Genomic DNA, 7,110 nt, shown 5'->3' with positions numbered 1-7,110 from the left:
CTGCGTGATGCCCTGCCGGGCAGTGGATATTGGCCAGCGTGACCAAATCAGACCGCTGCCTGCGGCTGGCTGGACGGCTACGATGCGCCCGCAAACCACGCGGGCTGACTGCCATAACCCGGCACATCAGATTGATGGAAAATGTTGTTCGGTGTTCTTCAATGAACTTAAACCTCACGGCTTTTGGCTCGCAAAGAACACCGTGGCCTTTTTTAACACTTCCCGCTCCTCCTTGAGAATGCGGTTCTCACGACGCAAACGGTCATTCTCTTCGGCAAGGCTAAGATCCTCTTTTGACACCACATCCGTGTCTCGATGTGCAGTGATCCATTTGTTCAGCGTCGACATGCCGACGCCCACCCTCTCGGGACATTGCTGCGCAATACNCTGCCGGGCAATGGATCATCAGCCACCTGTTTGCGCGTCAGTCCACTGGTTAGCGCGATACGCACCGCATCAGCGCGGAATTCATCTGTGCGTTTCAGTCCCATAGTTAGTCTCCTTTGTTGCAGTGGATGCTATCAAAGGAGCGGCATCAAACCGCGACAGGTCCACTGATCAGGATGCCTCAGCCCGCTCCCGTCTCCGGTGATCTGCGGGGGCCATAATCACCAGAACCCAATGAAAGGAACACATCATGACCACGAAAGAGCTCAAACCCGCCAAGATATGCAGGATGCTGCCACGGTACTGCACGGGTTGCTGCAAGGGCTGGAAATCTTGATCGATCAGACAACGGAATCCAGCCATCTGCACAACGCGATTTACACTCTCTGCGGTCAATCCGTGAAAGCCGCTGACGTCCTCGCCGGTGCGCTGGACAGCACGAATTTTGAACGGGGAGCCAACGCATGACACGTTCAATCTTAGACGCCGATTTGCCAGACACTCCAGACCGCCGCCTGCTAACGGGGATCAATAGCCTCTACTCTTTGGCCCGCGTGGGTATGGCAGCGAGCGATACGACAGTTGCCGTTGATTTGCAGAAGGTGGGCTACACCGAACTTTTCGGGGTGATGGGCAGTATTGCTGAAAGCCTATTTGATGATCTGGATAGGATTGAGCGTGCGGCAGGAGTTCGTGAGGTCTACGTTGATGCGGATAAAACAGTTGGCAGCCGCTTGGACCACTGGAAGGCTCTAAAAGGTCGGATCGCCAAGATTGAAGGTGACGACGACGCTGGCGAGTTCGCTGCGCTGGAAAGCGAGATTGAGGCCGTTGGCGTGGAGATTGCCAATAGCTACCCGTCTACCCACGAAGACGCCGCAGCAATGCTTGAGTGGGCCGAAATCGATAGCGCCGGTGGCGTTCAAAGTGAGCAATACACTCAGGCACGCCGAGCGGTTGCTGACTATCTGCGCAAGCGCAGCGAATACGTCGCTGCGAAGCCACGCGAAAGCTAACCTGAAATTTGAACCATACACTTTCGCCCGCGCTTCAATCACGAGGCGCGGGCATCGCGGTGGGGGCCGCAATGGAGACTGTGAAAGATGAACTGCTATGCCACCAACAGAAACTGGTCTGACAGGTTCTTGCCTGAAATAAAGCAGCTAATCGGCGGGCACCTCTTGGAAACCTCCCCAGATCCGTTTGACCACATGGAAGCCACGGACCTAATGATGCTGGATGCCCGTGACATGCGCGTAGCAGCCCGTGTGCGTCGTCCTGGCTATGCTCGCCGGTACCCCCATCAGTTCACCGTACGCTCGGCTGTAGCGTCTGGCAGACAGACCGAACTTTCCAAAATCGTGAACGGTAATGGCGACTGGATGTTTTACGGCCATTCAAGCGCTGATCAGTCATGCTTGGAACCGTGGTCACTGATCGACTTGAGGGCTTTTCGCGCTGGGCTTATTAGAAACAGCGCAAACCAAGCCCAGATTGTTATGGGTGATCAGAGGAACTCGGACGGGACAAGATTTAAGTGGTTTGATGTACGGTCGTTTCCCGCTGATCCACCTTTGGTGGTGGCCAGTTCTCCATAATTAATTTTTTCCGTCAGAAGATTTTCTTCGACAATAATGAAGCTGCAAGTACTTACAGAAAAGACTAAATCTTCATTTTCTAGCATGCTCGGCTAGCGGAGAAGTGTTGCAGATTTGACTCTTCCAATCTTGCTAGAATGGTGTGAAAACCTAAGTATCACCTCAATAGGGGTATAAATACTTCTGTAAAGTCAGCTGATAGGAGGCGAACCGATGACTGTGATTGACGGATTTATGGCCTTCTGGAACGGCCAGGCGCGGAAAAATGGCAAGCTGAAGTTTCGCAATCGAAGAGAGGCCTTTGAGTTTGTCCGTCGTGTCAAGAATCAAAGCGGTGGCCCAAACGCAAAAATCTTAGAGATGCGCCGAAACTATGAAGCTATTCAGAACTGCCGAAACCAAGCCGTTCAGGCTGGAGGCCGTGAGGCTTCACCCGTACAACTCTAAGTGTGTCGTAAACCGGTTTAACTGCGGGCAAGTTCCTCTCGACCGGTTTTTAAAGAATCGTGCTAAAAAGTCCGAAGCGCGATTGGAGCAGCGGGTAACCGTGGCAACAATTGATAGTTCGCCCAACTGCGTTGGTTACTTTGCCTTGCAGTTGGGTTCGGACACTGTGCCGAGTCTCCCGCGTGACAAGCTAAGGCATCTTCAAAACCACATCGCTTTTCCCGCGGTGCATCTTAGCTATTTAGCAGTCGACAAAACCTATCAGCGGCAAGGTCTTGGTCGCTATCTTTTGATGGAAGTCTTCGAAAAAGTTGCGCGCATTTCAGAACATGCTGGGTTCTATGCACTGACCCTCCAGTCGGTCGATAGTGAATCTACCGCTTTTTATAAAAGCTTGGGGTTCGAGGAATACTCAGAAGGCGGCAGTCAGCCCAAGATGCTCTATCCTATTGAGAATATCCTAGAAATCGTAAGGTCTTGAAGCTGGAAGTGTTGCGGCTTGCCGCGCACCCAAAGCCTAGCTAATTCCCCCTTAATCAGCCCAGTTGCGGTCGTGAGGTCAGTTTTAACCTAGCTAGCGTCGCTAGCTAGGCGCATCAGCCTAAGACAGATGTGTGACACACGGCGCGCGAATGCTCGGCGTCAGCTATGGCGAAGGTGCTGGTGCGGACGTAATGACACACTAACTCGCTGAACGATTTCCAAGCTGCAATCCCAACAATGAGCGCATATGCCGCGTCTAAAGGAGGCTGTGGGGTGGATTGCGGGGTGGATCTCTAATTGACTGATGTCAAAAAAACAAAATAGATCAAAGTCTTATCGGGGTTTAGTGGTGCCCAGGAGAGGACTCGAACCTCCACACCGTTGCCAGTACTAGCACCTGAAGCTAGCGCGTCTACCATTCCGCCACCTGGGCACAGGGGGGTTGTGAGGGAGCGTTTATTGTTGTGGGGCGGGGGTGTCAATTGGATTCTCGCAACAAAATGAAACGGCGTTAAAATAAATCCGGAAAACCGAGGTTTGGTGCGGTGGGTCGGGCTTTCGAGGNGATCTCTGCCGGAATTGCTGCTTGTTCCCGAGGGGGGCTGGATGTATCTGTAGCGCTAGATTTTCTGGTCAGGGGTATCATCATGGCAAAGCTGGTCACGGTTTACGGCGGCTCCGGGTTTGTGGGGCGGTATATCGTTCGTCGCATGGCGTTGGCGGGGTGGCGGGTGCGCGTCGCGGTGCGTCGCCCGAACGAGGCGCTGTTTGTGCGCACCTACGGCACTGTCGGCCAGGTCGAACCGGTCTTTTGCAACATCCGTGATGACGCTTCGGTACGCGATGCGCTGCAGGGCGCTGATGCGGTGGTGAACTGCGTCGGTATTCTGGCCGAGGCGGGGAAAAACACCTTTGACGCCATTCAGGCCGACGGCGCAGAACGCATTGCGCGCTTGGCCGCCGCCGAAGGGATCGCGCGTTTGGTGCAAATCTCTGCCATCGGGGCGGATGCCGAGGCGGATAGCGAATATGCCCAGACCAAGGCGATGGGGGAGGCCGGTGTGCTCAAGCATATGCCGCAGGCTGTTATCCTGCGCCCCTCGATCGTGTTCGGCCCCGAGGATGACTTCTTTAACCGTTTCGCCGGTATGACGCGGATCAGCCCCGCGATCCCTGCTGTGGGGGCGGATACGCTGTTCCAGCCCGTCTATGTAGATGACGTGGCCCACGCGGCGGAGCTTGCGGTGACAGGCAAGGCCCCTGCCGGTATTTACGAATTGGGTGGCCCCGAGGTCGAAAGCTTTCGCGGCCTGATGCAGCGTATGCTTGACGTGGTGAACCGTCGCCGCATGGTTGTCGCCTTGCCGACTTTCGTGGCGAAGGTGATCGCCTTTGGCCTTGATGTGTTGCAATCGGTGACGCTCGGCCTGGTCAAGAACAACACGCTGACCCGTGATCAGGTCAAGAACCTGGCGCATGATAATGTCGTGGGCGAGGGGGCGCAGGGCTTTGATGCTTTGGGGATCAGCCCCGTGTCCATGGGCTCCGTCCTGCCCGAGTACCTGTGGCGGTTCCGCCCCTCGGGCCAGTATGACGAGATCAAGCAATCCGCGAAGAACCTGCGGACCTAACGATTTCGATGTCGAATTTGGAAAGGCCCTGCCGGCGACGGCGGGGCCTTTTGCGTTAGCTGTAGGCGTATACCAACAGCGCTGCCCCCAGCAGGATGCGGTAGATCACATAAGGGGTGAAATTCACGCTGCGCAGCAGGCGCATCATCAGGAACAGTGCCAACAGTGCGGCGACGAAGGCGAAGCCCGCCGCGATCGACGCGTCGCGCGCGAGCTGGGCGTCGGCTTGCCCGATCACATCCAGTGACAAAAGCGCGCCAGAAGCGAGGATCGTGGGAATCGACATCAACATGGACAGCGTTGCGGCACTGGCGCGGTCATAGCCCAGTTTGCGGGCGGCGGTGATGGTGATGCCCGACCGCGATGTGCCGGGGATCAGCGCAAGCGCCTGCGCCAGACCCATCCAGACGGCACCTTTGATATCCCAGTCGCCAGTATCCCGATCGCTGCGCCCCGTGCGATCCGCCCAATAAAGCACGATACCGAAAAGCAGCATGGTCCAGCCGATCACCGCGACAGAGCGGAGCATTTCCTCAATCCCCAGCAGTTTGAACGCCAGCCCGACGACCAGCACCGGAAGTGTTGCGAGGATCAGCAGGGCGGCCAGCCTTGCGCCGGGGGTGTCCATCTTGCCGCGCAGCAGGCGACCAAGCCCGATTGTTGCTTCTGCGACCTCNGACCGGAAGTAGAGCACGACCGCAAGAAGCGTGCCCACATGCACCGCGACATCAATCGCAAGCCCCTGATCCGGCCCGCCGGTCAGCGTTGGCAGCAGGATCAAATGACCCGAGGAAGAGACAGGGAGAAACTCTGTCAGACCTTGAATGATTGCGACAAGCAGCAGTTGGAACAGGGTCATAAGGGGGGCGGCCTTTGGGTCATTGGCGATGGCATAGGCATATAACTTTGGCGGGCTGGAAGGGAAGCCCGTTGTTGGGTCCGAATCGGACATAAATATATGGTAAATTTGCGGAAATATCGGNGCTGATATGAAATAAACCGCATATAGGTCAGCAATNCTGCCTTTATAATCGTTTGGGGCCTGTGTATGAGGGGGCAGCAACGTGTTTCAGGCGGAGAGATCCAAGATGGCAAAGCAGCCAATGCTCAAGTTTACAACGGTNTCCCGGGATATGCCCGAAAAACGGATGCCGAATCTGCGTCGTGAAGACTTTAAAGAGATTTATGCGGANTACGCGGATGAGAAAGCGCAGGAGCAGTCCAGCCGCTGTAGCCAATGTGGCGTTCCCTATTGCCAGACCCATTGCCCGCTNCACAATAACATTCCTGACTGGCTGCGCCTGACCGCCGAAGGGCGTCTGCAAGAGGCCTATGAGGTCAGCCAGGCCACCAACACNTTCCCNGANATNTGCGGNCGNATCTGCCCGCAGGACCGTCTGTGCGAAGGNAACTGTGTGATNGAACANTCNGGCCACGGNACNGTGACCATNGGNTCGGTNGAGAAATACATCACCGATACCGCGTGGGAAAATGGCTGGGTGCAGCCGATCAAGCCCAAGACCGAACGCGCCGAATCCGTTGGCATCATCGGCGCGGGNCCCGGTGGTCTGGCCGCNGCNGACGTGCTGCGCCGCGCGGGTGTGCAGGTCACCATCTATGACCGCTATGACCGCGCGGGTGGTTTGCTGACCTACGGCATCCCCGGTTTNAAGCTGGAAAAAGATGTGGTCATGCGCCGCAACGACCAGCTGGCCGAAGGTGGCGTTAACTTTGAATTGAACTGCGATGTGGGCGTCGACATCAGCTTTGCCGATATCCGCGCCAAGCATGACGCCGTGATCATCGCGACGGGCGTCTATAAAACACGTGACATTCAGGCCCCCGGCGTGGGCGGCGTTGGCCTTGAGCGCGCGATTGATTTCCTGACCGTGAGCAACCGNAAAAGCTTTGGCGACAAGGTAGAGGAATTCGATTCCGGCCGTTTCAATGCCGAAGGGAAGCGTGTCGTCGTGATCGGCGGCGGNGATACCGCGATGGACTGTGTACGGACNTCGATCCGTCAGGGGGCGACCTCGGTCAAATGTCTGTACCGCCGTGACCGCGCCAACATGCCCGGCTCGCAACGCGAAGTGCAAAATGCCGAGGAAGANGGNGTGGTCTTCGAATGGCTGTCCGCGCCCAAAGGGTTCGTCGGTGATCCGGTCACCGGCGTCGTCGTGCAAAAGATGCGTCTTGGCGCGCCTGATGTCTCGGGTCGTCAGGCCCCCGAGGTGATCGAGGGTGCCGATTATGTCGAAGAGGCGGATCTTGTGATCATGGCGCTTGGCTTTGAACCCGAAGACCTGCCCACGCTGTGGAACACGCCCGAGCTGCCGGTCAACCGTTGGGGCACGGTCAAGGCCGACTATATCACNGGCGCGACCGAGCTGGATGGCGTCTATGCCGTGGGCGATATCGTGCGCGGTGCGTCGCTGGTGGTCTGGGCCATCAAGGACGGGCGCGACTGTGCGCAGGCGATCCTTGAAAAGATGGGGGCCAGCGTGGCCATCGCGGCCGAATAAGCGCCCCTTTCAACTGATATTTCGCGCCTCGGGCGCGCCCGA

Annotated in this window: 7 protein-coding genes, 1 tRNA gene and 1 pseudogene; 6 read left to right on the top strand and 3 right to left on the bottom strand. The window is 56.8% G+C overall.

The features are described from left to right. A pseudogene (locus CBB63_RS03845) lies at positions 1-491 on the bottom strand (transposase); the annotation flags it as partial. 178 nt (positions 492-669) lie between these two features. Here CBB63_RS03845 and CBB63_RS03840 point away from each other — a divergent pair. The 4 genes from CBB63_RS03840 to CBB63_RS03825 all read left to right on the top strand — a co-directional run bounded on the left by CBB63_RS03840 (position 670) and on the right by CBB63_RS03825 (position 2,913). Then, positions 670-855: a hypothetical protein gene (locus CBB63_RS03840; RefSeq protein ID WP_286698221.1), complete on the top strand. Its 186-nt coding sequence runs from the start codon at positions 670-672 to the stop codon at positions 853-855. Beyond that, positions 852-1,403: a hypothetical protein gene (locus CBB63_RS03835; protein ID WP_286698220.1), complete on the top strand. Its 552-nt coding sequence runs from the start codon at positions 852-854 to the stop codon at positions 1,401-1,403. Before CBB63_RS03840 ends, CBB63_RS03835 begins: the two co-directional genes overlap by 4 nt. Before the next feature lie 795 nt (positions 1,404-2,198). Then, positions 2,199-2,432 (top strand): hypothetical protein, encoded by a 234-nt coding sequence (locus CBB63_RS03830; protein WP_286698219.1) that lies wholly within the window; start codon positions 2,199-2,201, stop codon positions 2,430-2,432. 100 nt (positions 2,433-2,532) lie between these two features. After that, complete coding sequence (locus CBB63_RS03825; protein WP_286698218.1) at positions 2,533-2,913, top strand: GNAT family N-acetyltransferase; 381 nt, start codon at positions 2,533-2,535, stop codon at positions 2,911-2,913. A 349-nt stretch (positions 2,914-3,262) separates the two neighbouring features. On the opposite strand, the gene CBB63_RS03820 is transcribed toward CBB63_RS03825, so the two are convergent. Then, a tRNA-Leu gene (locus CBB63_RS03820) sits at positions 3,263-3,348 on the bottom strand. 214 nt (positions 3,349-3,562) lie between these two features. On the opposite strand from CBB63_RS03820, the gene CBB63_RS03815 reads away from it, so the two are divergent. Further along, on the top strand, positions 3,563-4,546 hold the full coding sequence (locus tag CBB63_RS03815) for a complex I NDUFA9 subunit family protein (RefSeq protein WP_286698217.1): 984 nt from the start codon (positions 3,563-3,565) through the stop codon (positions 4,544-4,546). A gap of 55 nt (positions 4,547-4,601) precedes the next feature. On the opposite strand, the gene CBB63_RS03810 is transcribed toward CBB63_RS03815, so the two are convergent. Next, on the bottom strand, positions 4,602-5,405 hold the full coding sequence (locus CBB63_RS03810; protein WP_286698216.1) for an undecaprenyl-diphosphate phosphatase: 804 nt from the start codon (positions 5,403-5,405) through the stop codon (positions 4,602-4,604). Between the two features lie 229 nt (positions 5,406-5,634). Here CBB63_RS03810 and CBB63_RS03805 point away from each other — a divergent pair, with 229 nt between their 5' ends. Continuing rightward, positions 5,635-7,068, top strand: coding sequence for an NAD(P)-dependent oxidoreductase (locus tag CBB63_RS03805; RefSeq protein ID WP_286698215.1), 1,434 nt, complete (start codon positions 5,635-5,637; stop codon positions 7,066-7,068). Positions 7,069-7,110 lie beyond the last annotated feature (42 nt).

It is taken from the genome of Sulfitobacter sp. TMED3, assembly GCF_002167505.1.
GTDB lineage: Bacteria > Pseudomonadota > Alphaproteobacteria > Rhodobacterales > Rhodobacteraceae > Sulfitobacter > Sulfitobacter pontiacus.
This window is presented reverse-complemented; position numbering and strand designations above follow the sequence as displayed.